The sequence below is a fragment of the Leptolyngbya subtilissima AS-A7 genome, from assembly GCF_039962255.1.
Classification (GTDB): Bacteria; Cyanobacteriota; Cyanobacteriia; order Phormidesmidales; family Phormidesmidaceae; genus Nodosilinea.
Genome location: NZ_JAMPKY010000004.1, coordinates 407,084 through 425,472, shown reverse-complemented (window position 1 = coordinate 425,472; position 18,389 = coordinate 407,084). Strand labels below are relative to the sequence as shown.

14 protein-coding genes are annotated in these 18,389 nt (G+C 55.5%); 9 read left to right on the top strand and 5 right to left on the bottom strand.

Translation table 11 applies throughout. From position 1 onward, the window contains the following. Nucleotides 1-33 precede the first annotated feature (33 nt). The gene (locus NC979_RS11610) at nt 34-1,344 is read left to right on the top strand and encodes an FAD-dependent oxidoreductase (RefSeq protein ID WP_190520787.1); all 1,311 of its coding nucleotides are present in this window, start codon (nt 34-36) and stop codon (nt 1,342-1,344) included. A 295-nt stretch (nt 1,345-1,639) separates the two neighbouring features. Next, complete coding sequence (locus NC979_RS11605; RefSeq protein WP_242024075.1) at nt 1,640-2,305, top strand: GIY-YIG nuclease family protein; 666 nt, start codon at nt 1,640-1,642, stop codon at nt 2,303-2,305. A 167-nt stretch (nt 2,306-2,472) separates the two neighbouring features. On the opposite strand, the gene NC979_RS11600 is transcribed toward NC979_RS11605, so the two are convergent. The 3 genes from NC979_RS11600 to NC979_RS11590 form a co-directional block, all read right to left on the bottom strand. Further along, complete coding sequence (locus NC979_RS11600; RefSeq protein WP_190520785.1) at nt 2,473-5,070, bottom strand: polynucleotide kinase-phosphatase; 2,598 nt, start codon at nt 5,068-5,070, stop codon at nt 2,473-2,475. Then, nucleotides 5,067-6,449 carry a 3' terminal RNA ribose 2'-O-methyltransferase Hen1 gene (locus NC979_RS11595; protein WP_190520783.1) on the bottom strand — a complete coding sequence of 461 codons (1,383 nt, stop codon included), beginning with the start codon at nt 6,447-6,449 and terminating at the stop codon, nt 5,067-5,069. Before NC979_RS11595 ends, NC979_RS11600 begins: the two co-directional genes overlap by 4 nt. A 792-nt stretch (nt 6,450-7,241) precedes the next feature. Then, nucleotides 7,242-8,105: a YMGG-like glycine zipper-containing protein gene (locus NC979_RS11590; RefSeq protein ID WP_199308905.1), complete on the bottom strand. Its 864-nt coding sequence runs from the start codon at nt 8,103-8,105 to the stop codon at nt 7,242-7,244. 712 nt (nt 8,106-8,817) lie between these two features. On the opposite strand from NC979_RS11590, the gene NC979_RS11585 reads away from it, so the two are divergent. The 4 genes from NC979_RS11585 (at nt 8,818) to NC979_RS11570 (ending at nt 11,075) form a co-directional block, all read left to right on the top strand. Beyond that, a complete protein-coding gene (locus NC979_RS11585) occupies nt 8,818-9,234 on the top strand; it encodes a YciI family protein (protein ID WP_190520781.1) in 417 nt (138 codons plus the stop codon). 203 nt (nt 9,235-9,437) lie between these two features. Next, complete coding sequence (locus NC979_RS11580) at nt 9,438-10,037, top strand: Uma2 family endonuclease (RefSeq protein ID WP_190520779.1); 600 nt, start codon at nt 9,438-9,440, stop codon at nt 10,035-10,037. Nucleotides 10,038-10,384: 347 nt separating this feature from the next. Next, nucleotides 10,385-10,660, top strand: a complete 276-nt coding sequence (locus NC979_RS11575; RefSeq protein ID WP_190520777.1) for a CP12 domain-containing protein — start codon at nt 10,385-10,387, stop codon at nt 10,658-10,660. Nucleotides 10,661-10,760: 100 nt separating this feature from the next. Then, nucleotides 10,761-11,075, top strand: coding sequence for a dienelactone hydrolase family protein (locus NC979_RS11570; protein ID WP_190520775.1), 315 nt, complete (start codon nt 10,761-10,763; stop codon nt 11,073-11,075). A gap of 53 nt (nt 11,076-11,128) precedes the next feature. Here the strand turns inward: NC979_RS11570 and NC979_RS11565 are convergent, their stop codons facing one another. Beyond that, a complete protein-coding gene (locus NC979_RS11565) occupies nt 11,129-12,460 on the bottom strand; it encodes an MFS transporter (protein ID WP_190520773.1) in 1,332 nt (443 codons plus the stop codon). Between the two features lie 397 nt (nt 12,461-12,857). Here NC979_RS11565 and NC979_RS11560 point away from each other — a divergent pair, with 397 nt between their 5' ends. Both NC979_RS11560 and NC979_RS11555 read left to right on the top strand, forming a co-directional pair. Continuing rightward, nucleotides 12,858-13,244 (top strand): endonuclease domain-containing protein, encoded by a 387-nt coding sequence (locus NC979_RS11560; RefSeq protein WP_190520771.1) that lies wholly within the window; start codon nt 12,858-12,860, stop codon nt 13,242-13,244. A 367-nt stretch (nt 13,245-13,611) separates the two neighbouring features. Next, the gene (locus NC979_RS11555; RefSeq protein ID WP_190520769.1) at nt 13,612-17,157 is read left to right on the top strand and encodes a hypothetical protein; all 3,546 of its coding nucleotides are present in this window, start codon (nt 13,612-13,614) and stop codon (nt 17,155-17,157) included. Nucleotides 17,158-17,218: 61 nt separating this feature from the next. On the opposite strand, the gene NC979_RS11550 is transcribed toward NC979_RS11555, so the two are convergent. Beyond that, entirely contained in the window at nt 17,219-17,512 is a 294-nt protein-coding gene (locus NC979_RS11550) for a hypothetical protein (protein WP_190520768.1), read from the bottom strand. On the opposite strand from NC979_RS11550, the gene NC979_RS11545 reads away from it, so the two are divergent. Continuing rightward, the gene (locus NC979_RS11545) at nt 17,511-18,365 is read left to right on the top strand and encodes a helix-turn-helix transcriptional regulator (protein ID WP_190520766.1); all 855 of its coding nucleotides are present in this window, start codon (nt 17,511-17,513) and stop codon (nt 18,363-18,365) included. The two genes, NC979_RS11550 and NC979_RS11545, sit on opposite strands and share 2 nt — an antisense overlap. Nucleotides 18,366-18,389: the final 24 nt, after the last annotated feature.

Genomic DNA, 18,389 nt, shown 5'->3' with positions numbered 1-18,389 from the left:
CATGCGAAACATTGCCGTTCTGGGTGAGTGCGAATGGTCGACACCTCATCTCAAACTATTGTGATTGTTGGCGCTGGGCCGGCTGGGCTATTGCTGGCTCACTACCTGCTGCGCCGGGGCGATCGCGTCGAGATCTACGATCGCCGCCCCGATCCGCGCCAGGTTGCCCCTGACGAACAGCGGTCTTTTCCCATTTCTCTACAATATCGGGGGCGGCGGGCCTTGCAAGGCATTCCAGGCTTAGAAGAGGCGATTGCGGAATACAGCGTGATGTGTCAAGGTACCTACCTGCATCGCAAGGGCAAGGCTCGCCGCATTCCGCGCAAACACCCTATTCTCACCGTCGATCGCAATCGGCTGGTGCTGGTGCTGTTAGAGCAGCTGGTCGCTCGCTATCCTGACCCGGAGCGGCTCAGCCTCACCTTTGACTGCACCTGTCAGGGGGTCGATAGCCAGGCCCAAACCGTAAGCTTTCAGTCTGCTGATGGCCAGAGCTTTACTGTCAACTACGATCGCCTGATTGGTGCCGATGGAGCCAGGTCTTGCGTCAGAGCCGCGCTCGTGGCCAACCATGGTCTCAATTGCCAACAGACCTACGTGCGCGATGCCTACAAGTCTATTTTTCTAGCCCGCACCAACCCGCAGCAGGGCGTTGAGCTAGCCCCAGATTTTATCCACGCCTGCAATGTGGGGGGCGATACGCGTATTTTGCTGGCTCCGCAGCCGGGCGACCAAATGCACGGAGCCTTCATTTTTAATGCCAAGAACAACCCGTTTGACGGACTAAAGACCAAAGCCGACGTGCTCAACTATTTTGCCACCCACATACCTACCTTTCGCCCCTTGCTCAGCGAGACCGAGGCCGAGGCTCTGCTACAACGCCCCACCGCCCGCTTAACGACGGTAACTTGCGATCGCTTTCACCAGGGCGATCGCATCTTGATTTTGGGCGACGCCGCCCACGCTGTTTCGCCCTCCATTGGCCAGGGCTGCAACTCGGCTCTGCAAGATGTGGCCTGGCTTAACCAATTACTCGACCAACATCAGGATGATTGGTCGCGGGTATTGCCCCAGTTTTCTCAGCAGCGGGTGGTCGAGGCCCATGCCCTGCGCGATTTGTCAGACTATTCCTTTCCTCGCAGCAAATCGTTAGTGCTGGAGTTTTTTCTGCGGCTTGCCGTAGGCCGCAAGCTGCACCAGTGGTTTCCCCAGCGGTTTTCGCCCTTTGTGTTTGACCTCGTTTTAGATACCGATTTGGATTATTCAGAGGTGTTGCGACTCAGCGAAGGATGGATTAACAAGGTTAAGCGATCGATGGCTGAAACCACCCCGGAGAATGTTTGAACAGTCCTATTTTCTGTAGCAAACCTAAAGATCTCCCTTAATCCTTCCACTCTACGAAAAGCCACAAGCGTCTACAAAAAGGGGACATTTACCCCCCTTTTTAAGGGGAGCAGGGGGGATCAGCAGATGACTAAACCTACAGAAAATCACTTGCCAAACACCCTCTGAGGTATGGCCAAACTAGCGTTTAAATTGCTGGCAATCGCCCCTCTCCCTAGCCCTCTCCCCAAGGGAGAGGGAACAAGAGGTGGAATTGACGTGATAATGAAGCCTAGTTATCCACCAAGGCAAGCCTGTGACCTCCGAAAAATCAGACGCGCCAGATGCGCCAAAGGCGATCGAGCATCAGAATGTCCCCGTCGAGCATCGCAGTCTCCACGACTTTTTGTATAGCGCCGCCGACGAACATGCTGCTGAAACAGCTACCGCCCCACCTACGGCTTCTACCGGCAATAGCCCCCTACCCGTTGCAGACTGGTGCGAGCAAACCCAGGATGCCAAGGTCACCGGGGTCTATGCCGTGCTCGATCGCGACGGTCAGACTCAGTTTATTGGCATCTCTCGCAACGTCTCCCTATCGTTGCGTAGCCATCTGCTCGAAAAAGGAGAGGCAGTCTGTGCCTTGGTAACGGTAGAACCCTTTAGCTTCCCGAACCGAGAGGTGATGGCGGCCCTGCGGGATGAGTGGATTGCGGCTCTGCCCAGCCCCCCACCTGGCAATATCGATGGCACCTGGGATGGCACCGTGGGCAAAGCCGTTACCCAGGCTATGTCAGCTGCGGAACGGGAAGCCTACGAAGCTAAAAAGCTCAAGCTTCGTCGCGCCATGGCCGATAGCTCGTTGGCGAAAGAGCAGGATGCAGCCCAGGCCGCCGACCCTAAAGCAGACCTGGCTGCCGCTATGAACGATGACAACTGGAGTGCCCTAATTCGCGATCAAACTGAGCAAACCAAGTCATAATCCTTGCGGTTCGATCGTTGGGTACATCGAAAATGATGCCCTCTCCCCAAACCCCTCTCCCAAAATTGGGAGAGGGGCTTTGAGTTGTTGTATTTAGCAAAACCCAACAAGCCCAGTCTAGTGTTGGGTGATCCTGAGCTCTATTCAACTTACGTTTGATCGCAGCCCTACAGTCTGGGGTCTACTGGCTCGCTCTCCAAGGCTAAAACCCCAAAAACACATTCGTGAACCTGGCGCAATGGGGCATGAGCAACGAATCGCTCTAGGGCTTCGATGCCAAGGGCAAACTCTTTGAGTGCCAGCGATCGCTTCTTAGACAAACCCCGCTGCCGCAGGCGCTCCAAATTCTCGGGGTTGGAATATTCGGGCCCGTAGATGATGCGAAGGTAGTCCTGCCCCCGGCATTTTACCGCCGGTTGTACTAACCCTTTGGCGGCGTGGCTGACGAACTCCATAGGCTTGACCACCATGCCCTCGCCACCGCTAGCGGTGCGATCGCGCCACCAGTCAATGCTGTTCGACTGGCTGGCAGCATCGTTTAGATCGACTGTGTGGTACGGAGTGGCTAGCAGCAGGTCGGGGTCGCTTTGGCAGACTTGGGCGATTTGCTGCATGTGCCAGGTGTGGGTTTTGTCGATATGTACCGCTCCCTCAGTAGCCAAAATGTGAAAGGGCGCGAGTTTGAGATCGGCCATGGAGTTGACTGGCCAGCAGTAGCGGCGATAAGCATCAATATATTGCTGAGCCATTTGCTGGCGCTGCTGTCCCATAGTCAGCAGGGTACTGACATCGACACCGCGATCGCTGGCCTGCTGCAGTTGAGCTACCGCCTGGCTCAGAGCCTGGCTGGCCGCTGCTCCTACCGCCGCATACTGCTGGCGCAGCAGTCCCTGGGCTTTTACTGACCAAGGCATGAGTTCGCAGTCGAGGCAGACCCAGTCGGTTTGCAGTCGCTCCCAAAGGTCGCTGTTCGTCAGGGCGGCGTTCACTCGAGCTAGCAGCTCGGCTTCCAGGCCGGGGTCGGTAAAGAACCGGCGGCCGGTGCGGGTGTAGCAAATGCCGATGCCTTCATTTAAGATGCCAAAGCGACGGTGGGCCACGGTTTCATCACGGCAGACGACTACCACCGTTCGTGACCCCATGTGCTTTTCTTCGCAGACGACAGAAGTAATGCCCGCCTGCTGGTAGTAGGCAAAGGCCTCGGTTGGGTACTCCAGGTAGCCGGGTTGTTTAGAGGTGGCTACGGGAGACATGGTAGGCGGCAGATAGATCAGCCATTTGGGGTTGACGGCAAAGCGGCTCATCACCTCCAGGGCAGCGATCGCATTTTCGTCTCGAATCGTGACCTGCCGCTGTAGGCGAGTTGAAATTAGCCGTTTGCCCAGCACGTCGGCAATGTCGAGGACATCATCGTGCTGCTGTTGAGCCGTGAGCGGGGGAGCGACGACACCTTCCGAGGATGCGGCCAGGGGCTTGACCGGATCGCAGTAGACACGCTGGGCCGGTATGCTGACTAGGTTTCTTTCGGGATAGCGCAGGGCGGTCAGATGACCACCGAAGACGCAGCCAGTATCAATATCGATGGTTTGATTGAGCCACTCGGCGGTTGGGACGGGAGTGTGCCCGTAGACAACCATGGCCTGGCCCCGATACTCTGCGGCCCAGTTGTAGCGAACAGGCAGGCCAAACTCGTCGATTTCGCCCGTGGTTTCACCATAGAGGGCAAAGTCTCGCACGTAGCCCGAGCCACGTCCCTGCAACTCGGCCTTCATACCGGCGTGGGCAACGACGAGCTTACCGTCGTCGAGCACAAAGTGGCTGATCAGGGTGTCTAGAAATTGGCGCATGGCCGCGATCGCATCATCCCGACTGTCGGCGGGCAGGGCGTCAATTTCTGCCAGAGTTTGCTCAAGGCCGTGGTTGACTTTGACATTCTTGCCCTTCAGCTTGCGCAACAGTTTCATGTCGTGGTTGCCCGGTACGCAGAGAGCCGTGTCTGCGGCGACCATGTTGTGCACCAGCCGCAGGGTGTCTAGGCTGCGCGGCCCGCGATCGACCAGATCGCCCAAAAAGACGGCTTTGCGCCCCTGGGGATGGCGATAGGTGGGAAACTGCCAGAAGGGAGAATTGGCTGTCTCAGGCTCGCCTGCTCGATACCCAAGGGTGTCTAAAAGCTGCTCTAGTTCATCGCAGCAGCCGTGAATATCGCCGATGATGTCAAACGGACCCCGTTCAGCTTTGCGGTTTGTCCAGAGGGGCTGCCGCTCAACGGCTACCGCGTTGATATCGTCTAGGGAATTTAGCTCGTAAACATAGCGAAACCCCTCTCGCTTCAGCGATCGCAGCGATCGCCGCAGACTTTGTACGTGGCGCTGCACCACGTGGGCCCCAAACTGTCGGTCGGGGCGCTGCTGATTGCGATCGCTGCACACCCGCTCGGGCAAATTCAACACGATAGCAACGGGAATGCAGTGATGCTGTCGCGCCAGGGCAATTAAGGGTTTGCGATCCTGGGGCTGCACGTTGGTGGCGTCTATCACCGTTAGGCGACCAGCCGCTAGCCGTTTGGCGGCAATATAGTGCAGCGCATCAAAGGCGTCGCGACTGGCAGCCTGGTTGGTTTCATCGTCTGAGACCAGCCCTCGAAAGGTGTCGGAGGACAAAATTTCTGTAGCTAAAAAGTGGCTGCGGGCAAAGGTCGACTTACCAGACCCCGAGGCACCCACCAACACGACCAGCGCCAGTTCAGGAATTGTGATGTTCATCGCTCAAATACTCCCATCTGTGTTGGGGTGCCCACGGTGGGGTCTTCGGTGCCAATGCCGTGAAACTGGACTCTGTACCCAAACCGCTCGGCCACCTGGGTAGCCCAGGTCTGAAATTCTGCCCTTGTCCATTCAAAGCGATGGTCTGAATGGCGCAGGTTACCAGCGGGCAGCCCGGAAAACCGAGGGTTGTACTCAATATTGGGTGTCGTGACAATCACGGTTTGGGGGCGCGCAAACTCAAACAACACCCGTTCTAACGAAGCCAGACGATCAGGGTCGAGATGCTCGATTACCTCTACGACGGCGGCCGCATCAAACCCGCTCAAGCGTTCGTCACGATAGGTCAGCGAACCCTGAAACAAGTTCAGGCGCGATCGCTGCGTAGGCGAAAATAAGACTCGCTCTAATCGTTCCTGGGCCCGTTCCAGCGCTCGATGGGAAACATCAACTCCGGCAATGTGCTCAAAGCTGGGTTCTTTGAGCAGCGATCGCAGTAGCTTGCCCTCGCCACAGCCCAAATCGACCACTCGTTTTGCACCGCTCGCTTTGAGGGCCGCTACCACCGTCGCCAGCCGCTGCTGATTGAGGCTGATCGGTTGTTCGAGGTTTTCTTCTGCCTGGGCCTGAACGGCCTCTGCTACATCGGGAGTAAGGCGATCGCCCTCGCCTAGCTGCTCTAGCGCCAGCTGAGTTAGATGACGCTGCTGCTTGAGATAGCGTCGGGTGATGGTTTCGCGAGCCGGATGGTGGCTGAGCCAGCCGCTGCCGTGGCGCAGGAGCTTTTCGACTTCCTCATCGCCAACCCAGTAGTGCTTATCGTCATCCAGCACCGGAATCAGTACGTAGAGATGACTCAACAGCTCGGCCAGGCGCAGGGTATGGTGCAGGTTCACTGCAAAATAGGGGCTGTTTCCCCAATCGGGAAACTGGTCGTCTAGCGGTAGCGATTGGGCTGTAACCTCATAGCCCAGCGGTTCAAACAACTGTCGCAAAACCGCCTCGCCGCCGCGACAGGGCAAAACCGGCAGGCTAACGGTCAGGGGAATAGCCTCAGCGGCCAGTTCTGGGCGTTGGTTGCACTGTCCAGCCAGAGCGGTGCCAAACACCTTGGCAATTGCTACGCTCAAAAATGAGGAGGCCACGTAGGGGCGATCGTTAACGTACTGCTCTAGCGATGTCGACTTGCCCCGAACTAGCGTCACCGGGTCGACGTCTAGCATTAAAGCGGCAGTGCAGCGCTCTGCCCGCGCCTCAGGATAAAAAACAAACGCCTGGCCAAATGACATTGGAAAAGCTTGGCAGCGATCGGGGTGTTTGTGGAGCAGATAACCCAAATCGGTCGCAGGTCCATGGGTTGTTGTCAGGGTTAGCAGCATGAATGGTCTTTTGAATGGGTTGCGGGCGATCGCGCTTCAAACAGCACAGGCCGGAGCAACACTCTTTAGCCCAGGATAGTGCCGAAATAGGCTCCAGCCTGAGGTCGTCAACTATCTTAGCCCTGGCCTCAATACCTAAAATATTCCCCTTTTTGCTCCGTTGGCTCCTAAGGTTTGGACAGAAATCTGGTCAACGGCTGTTTAGGGTTGATTGAGGATCAGGACGCTGTGCCAATGGCTCATACTGACTGCTCAGCCTCGAGCTGAACAGCATCGGCATAGCGCTTCTGATAGTTTGCCGATGGATTGCGGTAGGTGCGCTCGCATCTCAGCACATTCCCCGAGGTTTTGGCCTCGAATCAAACTGAGCAAACCCAGTCATAGTCCCTGAAGTGCAGACGTTGTGTGGGTTGAGTGGCGATAGCAGAACATAACAGAACCCATTCTGCGTCGGACGACCCTTAGGGCTGTTTCAAGTTCATGAGAGGAAACCATGTCACAGCTTGCCCTTCGGCCTCTCAATTCTGGGGGGATCTGAAGCCCCCAAATCCCAGGTTTGGGGGCCAAAGCTCATACAGACAATATTCCTTATTCCTTTTCAATAATGGAACAATCCTGAGGTGACCTTGCGTTCAACCCAACCTAACTTTGCTAGAGCAGGCACTTAACAAGGTCAGTCGTGCTTACATTTAATTTCGTCTGCCTACTCAGTAAGCAATGAACAAATACAAAAATTGGGGAGCACCTGAAGAGGTGCTCCCCAATTTTATAGGCTACTAAGCTTCAGAAGAACTAAAGATAACCTTGATTATCGTGAAGCTTTTGCTCAATCAGAGGATCTTTCCAGTCCTCTGGATTCGTATTCGTATTAGACGAGGATTCTTCTAGGGACATCTTGGCCGCTGAAGCTGCGCTATTGGCAGCATTTTTGGCTTTCTGAGATGTTTGGTTGATGGTGTTTTTGATCGCAGGCGCTACGTCATTATTAATTGTGCTCTTGGCAGAATCTGTGACTCCACGAACGTCTGCTTCATCGATTTTGCCTTTTACAGACTGGCTTACACCACGAACATCTGCTTCATCAATCTTGCCCTGAATAGACTGGCTCACGCCGCGAACATCCGCTTCGTCAATTTTGCCTTGCACCGACTGGGTTACGCCGCGAACATCGGCTTCATCAATCTTGCCTTGAATAGATTGACTAACACCGCGGACATCGGCTTCGTTGATCTTCTGCTTTGCAGACTCAGCTAGCCCTTTGACATCGGTTTCATCAATTTTTGCTTTAACGCTATCAAGGGTATCTTCTACCTGATGGGTAACGCTTTCAGCTGCACTTTTAATTGAGCCCGCCACATTTTCTACTTGCTGATCCATGCCTGAAGCGGCTTGATCACCAATAGCTGCACCTGCGATTGCGCCACCTACAGCGCCAATGGCTGCGCCCACTTTACCGCCGACCATTCGACCAACTACTGCGCCTGCAACACTACCTCCGGTAGCGCCAACGGCTTTGGCTACGGTATGCTCACCGCTTTGTTTTTTTTCAGTTTCTTCTGTCTGCTCAGATTGGGCAGCAGGGAAGTCGGTAGCCTGAATTACAATCCTTTCTTCAGGCATTCCAGATGGATGTTGGTTGCTGCTCGTACTCGTCATAAAGCAAATTCTCCTGAAAGATAACTTTCTCTTATTTCTACTTAAAGTGTATTGACCAAGATCAGGTGGTGTATCGTCTCAAGGACTAGTCTTTCTAGAAGCTTTTTCAGCCAATGGTTATAGGCTTTGCTACCGGTCCAACTTTTTAATGCTCAAGCAATTATCCATTGGCAATGTCAATAGCTTCTGATATTGATGCAGTAAGGATTCTGAAGGAATTAGGCCAGATGAACCTAAAATCCTAAGAACTAATAAGCTTTCTTAATGAAATTGGGGCTAATTAAAGCAGGATAAATGTGGCGATGGCCGCAGTGGGCGATCGCGTGCTTGGCTCCACTATTTATACAGAGCTACAAGTGGGGCGAGTTGATGCCATAGCCGGTTCGAAATCGCGGTTATGGGTGAATCGTACGTGACGAATGAGTTGCCAAGCCGGTAGAGGGCGCAGATGAAGCTTGCAGCTTGAGTGCACCCTAGCAGAACCCAACAAGCCCTGTCTGGTGGCAGAGGCATTCCCTGAACAGCTTAAATCTTGGAAAAAATATTGCCGCTCTGTTGATCTGCCGTCTCTTGGTTCGACTACTTCGCATAGAGAGGGTTAAGGGTTGAGACCTAGCCCGCTGACAAACCATCTATGGAGGTTTACGCCCGATTTAAGCGTTCACTTCTTCTACATCTCAGAACTAAACATCGATTAATTAGGAGATTCACCATGAAAGTTATGGTTTTAGTCAAAGCCAACGCCGACTCGGAGGCAGGGGTAATGCCCAGCGAAGCAATGTTGGCTGAGATGGGACAGTTTAACGAAGAACTGGCTAACGCTGGCGTGATGCTGGCGGGCGAGGGACTACATCCGAGTTCAAAGGGGGTGAGGGTAGCCTGCTCGGGCAAAACTCGCACTGTCATCGATGGCCCGTTCACCGGGACTAAAGAACTGCTAGCTGGGTTTTGGATCTGGCAAGTGCAGTCGATGGCTGAAGCGATTGACTGGGTTAAGCGCAGCCCTTTTCAGGACGACGAAATCGAGATTCGACCGATCTTTGAGGCAGATGACTTTGGCGAGGCCTTTACCCCAGAGCTGCGGGAACAGGAAGACCGCATACGAGCTGAGTTAGAAATAGGAAACTAACCCCATTCCACAATGAAGAGAAAATCCAACAGAATCAAGGGTTTGTTGGGTTTTCTCCTAGGGGGGGCGGTTCGCGATCGCAGTGGCCATTGTGTAGGTTGGGTGGCGCGCCTGCAAAACTCAACAAAGCTCGGTCTGGTGTTGGGTTTTCACTGCGTTCTACCCAACCTACACTCTTAGTCATCGAGTCGAGCAGTGTGATCATGGTTTCCAGCACTCAGCAACCCTACCTAAGCCCCCAAGACTATTTAGATTGGGAGCCTCTGCAAGAGCTGCGCTACGAGTACATCGACGGCGAAGTTTATGCTATGGCAGGGGGCACGCTGCCCCATAGCGAAATTGCGGTAAACCTGACGACGCTGCTTAAAAATCACCTCAGGGGAAAAGGCTGTCGAGTGTTGGGCTCTGATGCCAAGCTTGGCATTACCGAAAATGGCCCGTTTTTCTTTGCCGATGGCAGCGTTACATGCGACAGCCGAGACCGTGGCTCGCTCAAGTTTTGTCGCTACCCCTGCCTGGTTGCAGAGGTGCTTTCCCTAGGGACAGAGGCCTATGACCGGGGCGGCAAGTTTGCCCAATATCGCCGTCTGGAGAACTTGCAAGAATACGTATTAATTAGCAGCGATCGCATCACGGTTGAGATTTTTCGCCTCAATGAGCGCGGCAAATGGGAGCTAACGCCCTACGCCCAAGGGGAGACTGTTCAGCTCAGCAGTGTTGACCTACAGTTTCCTATTGAGCAGCTTTATGAAGATATTGAGCTAGCTAACTTGTCAGATATTCAGCTGCCATCTGCCAACTAACACCACACCTAAGGTGCGATGGGGTGGATTTCAAAGCATTGATAGGTTGGGTGGCGCGCTAGCAAAACTCAACAAAGCTTAGTCTGGCGTTGGGTTTTCTCCGCTGGAGACCTGAGTGCAGAGCACACGCTACGCGAACGCGAACACTGCGTTCTACCCAACCTACACTCTGGGAAAGAACGTTGAGATTGCCGAAGTCTTTCTATGGTCTCCATAGCCTGCTCAGGCACTGGTAAGAGAACCTGATGAATGATAGAGGAAGCTTATATGTTTTAGGTCTAGTCATCCGATTGAGTTATGGATATAGTGAATTCAAGTTCGAAAGCAACCCTACGGAGAGCAAGGCCATGAGTGCAACCACCGCTGTTTTTACCACCACCAACACCGCTACCCCCGTCGATCGCAAGGCATCTTTGGAGGGCCAACTGCGGGCCGCCCTCGAGCACGCCAGACGGCTGTCGGCTATGGATGGGCACTGCAACCGTGACGTTGCGATCGCCTGGGAAGCCGTCGAAGAACTCCAAGTGGCTCAGCGCCAGCAACGGGCCACCGCGCAGTCGGCCTTTGCCCAGTACTGTTTGGCCAACCCCGAGGCACCTGAGGCCCGTATGTATGATGTCTAGCCTCTAAACATCGAGACGATGATCCTTCTTCCAGTGTTTTTCCCTCAATACTCAGCACTTAGCGGGAACTACGGTTCCCGCTTTTTTTGTGGCGATCGCTATGGGCAACAAATGGGCACGCGGCATGGTGCTAGATGAGTGGATCGAGGCGGTGCAGGATATTACTGTGCCAATGCTGCTGTTTTTTGGCGGTCAAGATCCGTTTATTGGGGGCGATCGCGTGCAGCAAATCGAGACTCGGTTCCAGCAGCTCGGCAAAACTTACACCGTGCAGGTGTATCCAGATGCCGACCACGGTTTTTTTTGCCACGAGCGCGAGTCCTACCATCCCGTCGCCGCCGAGCACGCCTGGCAGACCTTGATGAACTTTTTCAAGCTGCATTTATCGACACAACTGTGTTCAAACAAAATCTGAAATGAGCAACCCAAATTCAAAAGAGACCCCCAGGTTGCGTTGCAAACGTCTCATCACGAATTCCCAGCCTCAAGTTGAACAGTCTCGGCGTAACGCCGCCGATAATCTGCCGACAAATTGCGGTAGGCGCGCGATCGCATCGCCAGCACCGTCACCACCAGCCCCACGCAGCCCGTCAAAGTAAACAACAGGGCAATGCCGCGATCGGTGCCGGTGCCAAACCAGGAGCCAATCAGGTCAACCCCAGCCCCAGTCGTCATAAAAGGAATAAACAGAAACTGAGCGATCGGGCCGATCATAAATGCCGTGAGCGGAGAGGCCGCCTGCTCAACACTTTGGGCAAAGCCAAACACCCGTCCCTGACGCTCCAGCGGAATCATCGTCTGCAAGATCAGCTGTTCTGAAGCTTCAACCACAGGAATCAGGCATAGATACACTAACAACCCCACCGCTAGCAAAATAATCGACGGCTGAATCGTGAAGCCCATCGCCACTATCCACATCACAATGTTGGATAAAAACATGGTGCGCAAAGGGCTTTTGCCCAAGCCAAATCGAGCCACCCCCAGCCCGCCAACAATAAACCCCAAACTCAAAACTCCCCACACAATGCCCCAAACCTGCACCGACACCAAAGAGAGCCCGTAAGCATCCATCAGCGACATAAAGACGCCGCCCAAAAAGTTGTTGAAGCAGTTGAAAAAGATCAACGCAAATAAACCCGGCACTAGACGAATCACCTGAATCGTGCCTCGAATATCAATGTGATCAGTTTTCGCCCCGGTCTGAACAATGCGCTTTTCAGGAATAGCGATGGTGCACAAATGGAGAATGGTCAAGACGGTGAGCGCGATCGCCAGCACCAGCATCCAATACATGCCCAAAAAACCGATCGCCAGACCGCTGACAACAGAGGCTCCCAAAAAAGCCACGCCATTGATGGTGCCGACTAGGCCATTGGCTTTGTCGCGTTCTGCCTCAGCAATCAGTATCGTGACCAGAGTTGGCAGAGCGATGGTGCGCAGGTTGCCAGCGATCGCCCCCATCAGCGTCAAAACAATAAACCCCCAGAGCATGGCGCTAGACGCGTCGGCAAAAACAGCCGCTGGCGTAGAGACGTAAATTAGGTAGGCGAGCGCATACATCACTAGCGAAACAACGCTAGAGATCAGCAGGGCGTTTTTTTTGCGGTAGCGATCGACCAGCGAACCCAAGAAAAAGCCAGAAACAGCGACGGTGACTAAATATATGCCAGCCATCACCGAGGTCGCTAGCACCGACCGGGTTTGCAGATAAACCCAAAACGTGACCCCAAACCAGACCAAGGTATTGGTTAGAATCGCCACCAATGAGTTGGCCAAAATGACATAAAAAACGGGTTTCATTGAATCTTCTTCACCCCACCTACGATCTAAATTGTGTCAGTCAGAGTTGCGTTTGAGTTTGGCTCGAATAAGACAAGGGGTGAGACAGATGGTCTTTGCCCAAGAGTATCGAAGTAATCAACCTGGATGTAGCATCAAACCGCTCCTGAGCTGGGTCTTGCGGATCTAATGAAGCATCAATAGCTGATTTGTAGTATACATACTACAGGACGGTGCAGCAGATTTCTTCGCCCCAGTAAAGGTTGGAAGGGTGCCAAAGTCCCTCTCCCAATTTGGGAGAGGTATTTGGGAGAAGAAAAACTTCAGCAAAGAGCAAGCCACCTCCCGCCAACCTCGCCCTCCATCCCCCAACCCCTTCCTCCCAACTTGGGAGGAAGGGGAGTAGGAGCCCTCAAACATGCCTGCCCAACCGACAGAGCGATGGCAAATTCCCGAAGACCTGCGCCGCCGCATGGTCGAAGTCGCTCGCCAGCTTAGGCAAGAGCAAACCTTGACCAAAAACCTATTGTGGCAACACCTCCGGCGTAAACAACGGGGCTACAAAGTCCGTCGTCAGCAGCCGATCGGACCATTTGTGGTTGATTTTTATATTTCTCAGGTACGGCTAGTGATCGAGATCGATGGGCCAAGCCATGCCCATAGAGCAGATCGCGATCGCCAAAGACAAACCCTACTCGAAGAACTCGGCCTCACCGTACTACGGTTCAAAACCGACGCCGTTGAACACGACTGTTCCACAGTACTCACAGACATCGACAACGCCGTCAAAGCCCTATCTTCATAACCCCTCAAAGTCCCTAAGGAAGCACTTCAAAGTCCCTCTCCCAAGGTGGGAGAGGGATTTAGGGAGAGGGGAAACTCTGGCAGAGAACAAGTTCCCCACCACCACCCTCCGCCCTCCATTCCCCAGCCCCTTCCTCCCAAGCTGGGAGGAAGGGGAGCCTAAGATTACCCGCGCGGGTAATAGCAACGCTCCTCCGCAGAGCCTAGGATTTTGTCATGAAATGCTGCAGAGAAGCCATCATTCCCTGCTTGAGGGCAGCCTTAGCCCAGTATTTCTGCATCTACAACCCTAGCCCACCCCAACGGCTCTCCCCCTCTCCCCTCAGCGAAAGTCCTCGGGGAACCTGCCCTCCTAAGGAGATTTTTCCATGGCCGATCTCGTCGTCAACTACTCCCTCGCCAGCGCCAGCGCCCTCACCAACCCCGACGGCACCCTGCCCGCCATCCTCACCAACTGCACCGAAGCTGCCGGACCCGGCGCAACTGCCCTAGGCTCCCTCGATAAAGCCCTCCACTTCGACACCGGGGCCTCCATTCAAACCACCCTGTCGCCGGGGGCTATCACCCCTAACCGCTTCTGCATTCGCGTCGCCTTTTCGGCCAACGGCCCCGTCACCACTCGGCAAAACCTGGTCGAGTGTACCGCCCTGCCCTTTGCCATGTTTTTAGAGCCCGGCAGCACTGACGATTGCTTCAACCTAGTCGTTGCCGTGGCCAATAGCCGAGTCGACTGGGCGATCGCCCACACCACCAACCGCGTCGCTCTCACCTTCAACACCTGGTACGTGGTCAGCCTCGTCTACGACCTCGACACCCTCGCCCTCATGGTCGATGACACCGTCCACGCCGTCACCGCCTTCCCCAACGGCGGCCTCAATGCGGGCAGCGGCGACAAACTGTGGATTGGCTCCTGGGTCGATGGCCTGCGCTGGCCCTTCAAAGGCGACATCGCCGCCTTGCAAATCTACAGCGACATTCCGGCCGACCTCGAAACCGCCCTCGACGCCAAGCGCTCTACCCCCGAGTGGTTTCTCACCCATAAACACAACGCGATTCGCCCCACGCTCAACTTGGGCAACAAGATCTCAGATTTTTACTTCGACACCGCCATCTCCAGCTACGTGCAGCCCTTTGAGGGCGGCCTGATTTCCTACACCGAAACCCACGGTGTCGCCTTTGAAATGCATGGCTCTATCCACGCCCTCTACCAAGGCGACTCAAACCTGCGCCGCAGCCTCGGTGCCCCCGCCAGCGATGAAATCAACGGTCGCCGGGCCGGGTCGCGCAAGAGCGTCTTTGCCCAGGGCTGCATTTACTGGTCGCCTCAGACCGGCGCGGTGCCCGTCCTCGGTCGCCTCTACCTCGACTACGAAATGCTGGGCGAAGGTGGCAGTGCAATTGGTCTGCCCACCGCCGCTCAAACCGCTATCCCTGGCGGCGTCATGCAGCAGTTTCAGGGGGGCCGCATGTATTACCGCAGCGGGTCCTCCAACGCCTTTGAAGTGCACGGCTCCATTCTCGGCAAGTATGATGCCACCGGGGGCGTCAGCCGCTGGGGGTTCCCCGTCAGCCACGAGAGCGACGTGCGCCGCGACAGCCAGGTAATCGGCAAAGTTAGCCACTTCGAGAGCTGCACGATCTACTGGAGCGGAGCTACCGGCGCCCACATTATCTACGGCGACATTCGCCGCAAATACCTCGAAGTCGGCGGTCCCCAGGGGGCGCTGGGCTTCCCCACCAGTTCAGAAGAAGACATTCCCGGTGTGTCTGGCCCCGCCCGATACAACACCTTCCAGCAGGGCAGCATTCTCTGGTTTAACGGCCAGCTCCACGTCTGCTACCCCTTCCGGTTCTTCATTGGCCGGGTCGACACCAAAGAAGAAGACCGCGACTTTCTCGATGTTGATGGCCAAAACGACCTCTACTGCCGCATTGCCATCTCGGTGAATGGCCACCGCGTCTACGACAAAAAACTGCCCGAGGGCGACAAGCACTTCAGCAGCGCCAACATCAAAGACGTCAACTTCAACGTGCCCTACGCCGTGCTGCCCGGCGACCCCAACCTCAACGTGCAGTTTCAGGTCGAAATTTGGGAGTGCGACTCGGGCAACCTGTTCGGCGGCGACGATGACTTGCTGGGCCGCTTTACCAAAGACCTCAACATTCGCAACGCCTGGGGCCTGCGCGACAACGCCAACGGCATTTTCAGGGCCAGCAACTTTGGCCCCTGGATGAACTTCATGGACTGGTCGATTAAGCCCCAACTGGGGGCCAATACGCCCTTCGACTTTTTCTCGACCATCAACCAGGGCACCCCCACCGTCGATTTTCGTGAATACGCCGCGGCCTTTGGCGATGTTGACCCCGATTGGGAGTTTGACTTTGGCCTGATCGACGACGGCCTTAAGGCGCTGTTCTACGAGCTGGTGGTCAAGGGCGTCGCCGCCGGGGGCAACTGCTTTGGCATGGCCACCGAGGCCATCTACGCCTACAAAGACATGAGCCGCCTCAGCCGCCCCCTCAACCGCTTTGGCAACTGGGCCGAGGTCGAGAATGACTTTAACGTGCGCCAAACCTACCAGGTAGGGGCCGATGCGATCTGGTGGTTTGTGGGTCAGTTTCTCAGCGGCAAAACCCACAACCCGGTCAGCGTCTTTCGAGACACCTGGGATGCCCACAACCGGGGCCTCAACCCGGTGATTTGCCTGTCGCAAAACTACGACTTTACCGGCGCGCCCCACTGCATAATGCCCATCGCTTGGCGCAACACCGGCAGCGAAATGCAGATCGATGTGTTTGACCCCAACTCGGCCAGCAGTGTGCAGCGCATTGTCATCGACCCGGCCCGCAACACCTTCCGCTATGAGAATGGCCGCGTCTACGAAGGCGGGGAGTGGAGCGGTGGCCGCCTGCACTACATGCCCTTCTCGGTGCTCAACCACCGCCAGCGCACCCCTGTATGGGATGCAATTATGCTGCTGCTGAGCGGCGTGGTGCTGATTTTGGGCGACAGCGCCGAAACCCTCAGCCTCACCGACGAAAACGGCAACAACCTCAACGCCTTTAAAGACACCTCCCGCAAGGTCGAGAACCTGGCCGGCAAGTTTGTGCCCTTCCCCGGCTTCTCGGGCAACAACCCGATCAAAGGCGAGCTGCTGCTGGGTATGCGACCGAAGCGATCGCGCTTTATCCCCCTCGACAACGTGCTGCTCGATTCGGTGCAGCTCAACAACGTCAGCAACCTGGGCATCAACGCCGACCTGCGCCGCAACTTGGGTCCGACGCTATCTGCCAACGTCAACCCCAACCTGAATGTGAATTTGGGGGGAGCTCGATTCCGCGATCGCGCCATTCTAGACGCAATCCAGCGCAACCAGCAGCCCACCGACCTCGACAGCTGGGTGCACACCCTGCGCGGCGTTAGCGGTGGCCGGTTGCAGTACTACTTAAAGCGTCCTCTCCAGGCGCTGCAAGTGGGAGGTGCCATTCGTGCCAATGACCGGCTCACCATGTCGGCCAATCGTCTGCAAGCCGTTGACAACGAGTTCAAAGTCGTAGCTCAAAACGCCAACGCCTACACCCTATCGGCGGTTTCTAAGCTGGGGGCCGGGCGCGACTTCGTTAAAGTCACCGTCGAGAATGTGCCCGCCGAAGCCAACCAGGAGCTGAAAATCAACCTTCAGCCCGGCCTCAACACCATGGATGTAGTCTCCAACGGTGCCCCCTTTAACGCCACCGTCACCTACGAAGGGCGCGTCAACGACAAACCCCTCCGCAGCCAGTACACAGTCCCCATGGCCCAGGGCATGCGGCTTACCGCCCCCAACCTAGAGGACGCAGGCACCCTCAAGGTCAGCGGCATCGAGCGTATCCTGGGCGAAGTCCACGCTACTCAGTTGATTCAAGGGCAATAGGCGAAACAACCGATTGGGGATTCCGTCATGGTATGCAACACCTGCTGATCCCCCCTGCACCCTACAAAAGGGACAAGAGCAGATTCTTAAACTCCAGGAATAGCGATGGCAATTCAGCCATCGCTTTTTTTCTGAAGCGTCCCTCTTTTAGGGGCATACGGCATTTGCCATCACCTACGCAGTCGGAATCACCCCTGCGATCGCAGATGTCGTCGAGCGCAATAGAGTAGAACCCGCAAACAATCGCAAAGCTCAAAGCCCCTCTCCCAATTTGGGAGAGGGGTTTGGGGAGAGGGCAAAGAGCAATATCGCCGCTGCGCTTAAATAGAGAAGCCTGCCCCCCAGAAATTGCCATGGTCGCACAAACAGACACTGCCCAACTGTGGCAATCCAACCTACCAGGCATTGAGCTGTTCAACGCCCAGCTCTACCACCACACCTTTGCCAAGCACATGCACGAGGCCTACACCATCGGCTTCACCTATGCGGGCCTGGGTGGCTTTTTCTATCGGGGTGGCCATCACTATGCTAATCCCGGCAGTTTTAAGCTGATCCATCCAGGCGAAGTGCACACCGGGCAGGTGCAGGCTGAGGCCGGATGGAGCTTTCGCAACCTCTATATCAGTGTGCCAAAAATGCAGCAGATTCTGGCCCAGCTAGAGTGGCCAGGGGCAGGGCCAGGGCTGCCCTACTTTGCGATCGCCCTACAGACCAGCACCGACGCCGTTGGACAGGCGATGTTTAGCCGATTGTTTATCGCCCTTAGTCAGCCCACGCTTCAGCTAGAGCGAGACTCTCTGCTGCTGGAGCTAATGGCCTATTTAATCGATCACTACGGCGACAGACAGCACCGATGGCAGCGGCCAGAGCCCAAAAGCAGCGCCATCGCCCAAGCGCAAACCTATCTCAAAACCCACTACGCCGAATCCATCTCCATCGAAACTCTAGCTCAGCAAGTGGGCCTCAGCCCCTACTACTTAATTCGCAGCTTTCGTCAGCAGGTGGGGTTGCCGCCCCACAGCTATCAGCGCCACTGGCAGCTCGTGCAGGCCAAGCGATCGCTCCACAACGACCAATCGATTGCCGATATTGCGATCGCCCACGGCTTTTACGACCAAAGCCACCTCAATCGCACCTTTAAACAGGCCTTTGGCGTCACCCCCGGCCAATATGGCCAGGGCAATTTTGTCCAAGACTGTAGCTCCTGAGCCTCGGTAATCTGGTCAGGTCAG

Excerpts from the sequence above, each read along its gene's own strand:
- NC979_RS11610 (WP_190520787.1), top strand. The coding sequence starts at position 34 with ATGGTCGACACCTCATCTCAAACTATTGTGATTGTTGGCGCTGGGCCG.
- NC979_RS11600 (WP_190520785.1), bottom strand. The coding sequence starts at position 5,070 with ATGAACATCACAATTCCTGAACTGGCGCTGGTCGTGTTGGTGGGTGCC.
- NC979_RS11595 (WP_190520783.1), bottom strand. The coding sequence starts at position 6,449 with ATGCTGCTAACCCTGACAACAACCCATGGACCTGCGACCGATTTGGGT.
- NC979_RS11590 (WP_199308905.1), bottom strand. The coding sequence starts at position 8,105 with ATGACGAGTACGAGCAGCAACCAACATCCATCTGGAATGCCTGAAGAA.
- NC979_RS11585 (WP_190520781.1), top strand. The coding sequence starts at position 8,818 with ATGAAAGTTATGGTTTTAGTCAAAGCCAACGCCGACTCGGAGGCAGGG.
- NC979_RS11580 (WP_190520779.1), top strand. The coding sequence starts at position 9,438 with ATGGTTTCCAGCACTCAGCAACCCTACCTAAGCCCCCAAGACTATTTA.
- NC979_RS11575 (WP_190520777.1), top strand. The coding sequence starts at position 10,385 with ATGAGTGCAACCACCGCTGTTTTTACCACCACCAACACCGCTACCCCC.
- NC979_RS11570 (WP_190520775.1), top strand. The coding sequence starts at position 10,761 with ATGGGCAACAAATGGGCACGCGGCATGGTGCTAGATGAGTGGATCGAG.
- NC979_RS11565 (WP_190520773.1), bottom strand. The coding sequence starts at position 12,460 with ATGAAACCCGTTTTTTATGTCATTTTGGCCAACTCATTGGTGGCGATT.
- NC979_RS11560 (WP_190520771.1), top strand. The coding sequence starts at position 12,858 with ATGCCTGCCCAACCGACAGAGCGATGGCAAATTCCCGAAGACCTGCGC.
- NC979_RS11555 (WP_190520769.1), top strand. The coding sequence starts at position 13,612 with ATGGCCGATCTCGTCGTCAACTACTCCCTCGCCAGCGCCAGCGCCCTC.
- NC979_RS11545 (WP_190520766.1), top strand. The coding sequence starts at position 17,511 with ATGGTCGCACAAACAGACACTGCCCAACTGTGGCAATCCAACCTACCA.
- NC979_RS11550 (WP_190520768.1), bottom strand. The coding sequence starts at position 17,512 with ATGGCAATTTCTGGGGGGCAGGCTTCTCTATTTAAGCGCAGCGGCGAT.